This is a genomic window from Kitasatospora sp. NPDC093558 (assembly GCF_040683475.1).
Lineage (GTDB): Bacteria > Actinomycetota > Actinomycetes > Streptomycetales > Streptomycetaceae > Kitasatospora.
Genome location: NZ_JBFBDY010001270.1, coordinates 1 through 1,225 on the forward strand (window position 1 = coordinate 1; position 1,225 = coordinate 1,225).

Annotated in this window: 3 protein-coding genes; all 3 read right to left on the reverse strand. The window is 74.1% G+C overall.

Going from position 1 to position 1,225, the window contains the following annotated elements; genetic code table 11:
• Nucleotides 1–290 (reverse strand): threonine/serine exporter family protein (locus tag AB0O00_RS40275; protein ID WP_363659624.1); only part of this gene is annotated, 290 nt, incomplete at its 3' end.
• Nucleotides 291–348: 58 nt separating this feature from the next.
• Nucleotides 349–855 carry a DUF664 domain-containing protein gene (locus AB0O00_RS40280; protein WP_363659625.1) on the reverse strand — a complete coding sequence of 169 codons (507 nt, stop codon included), beginning with the start codon at nucleotides 853–855 and terminating at the stop codon, nucleotides 349–351.
• A gap of 187 nt (nucleotides 856–1,042) precedes the next feature.
• On the reverse strand, nucleotides 1,043–1,225 hold a 183-nt coding region (locus AB0O00_RS40285; RefSeq protein ID WP_363659626.1), incomplete at its 5' end, for a DUF1731 domain-containing protein.

A 1,225-nucleotide genomic window follows, 5' to 3' on the forward strand; every position in this document is an offset into this window, starting at 1 on the left:
CGGTGCACGAGGTGGAGGACGTCGGCCGTCTGCTCGAACCGCAGGGCGGCGCCGACCGCCTGGAACGCGGCGTCGTCGTCCGCGTGCAGCTGGACGAACAGCCCGTTGGTGAGGGCGGCGACCCGTACGTCCGGAGCCCCCAGTGCCCGTCCCAGGCCATGGAGTTCCTCCTCGACGTCGTGGACGGGCAGACCTCCGCCCAGGAGGGCGTCGCCGAGTTCGAGCAGCAGGCGGCGGAGCGGGTCGGGCGGGGCGGCAGTGCCCCGGACCGGGGGAGACGTGCTTGACATGGCACGTATCGTCCCATCCCGCCCGATTCGGTCCGAACGTGCCCTACTTCCGGGGCGTTCAGCTCCCGGCCAGCAGGCCGCGGACGAAGGCCGCCTGGCCGACGTGCTGGAGGTCGTCGGCGATCACGCTGACCAGCCGCACCCCGAGGGTGACCGGCGGGTCCCACGACTCGTCGACGATCCGCGCGAGGGACGGGCCGTTGAGCCTGCGCACATAGTCGACCGTCCGTGCGTGGACGGCCTCGTGGTAGCCCAGCAGCAGGTCGGCGCCGGCGGCGACCTTGGCGACCTGGGCGGGCCGGTGCCCGTAGCCGGTGGCCGACACGGCGAACGGGAGGGCGAACCGCTGCGCCCAGCCCTCGGCCGTCCACACCTGCTCGCGGTCGGCCGCGTCGGCGAGGTGGTCGTCCTGGATCCGGGTGAGGTGCCAGACCAGCCAGGCGATCGAGTTGGCCGAGTCCTGCACCCGGTGCGCGAGCTGCTCGGGCGTGAGGCTGTCGACGACGGCGGCGACCTCCTCGCGGATCCTGCCGAACGCGTCCACGAGAAGATCGGCGCTGGTCACACCCGTCACTGTCGCCTCCACTCAGGGTCCTGCGCGGTCCTGCGCCGCTCGGGCGTCCCGACGAGCATGTCCCGCCGCGGGCGTCCCAGCCACTCGGGGGGCTTCGGCGCCCGCGCAGCCGCGTCGCACCGGGTCGTGGGCTGTCTTCAGCGCCCGCGCAGGCGCCGTACCAGGTCTAGGGTCGCCTTCACCGCCCGCGCAGCCGCCGCACCAGGTCGCGGGCCGCCTGCGGCCAGTCCGGGTGCTCGAAGGCGAAGCCCGCGTCGAGCAGCCTGGTCGGCACGACGCGGCGGCTTTTCAGCAGCAGCTCGCTCTCCGAGCGGAGCGCGAAGGCGCCGAGCTCGGCCATCCAGCGCGTGGCCGGCAGGGC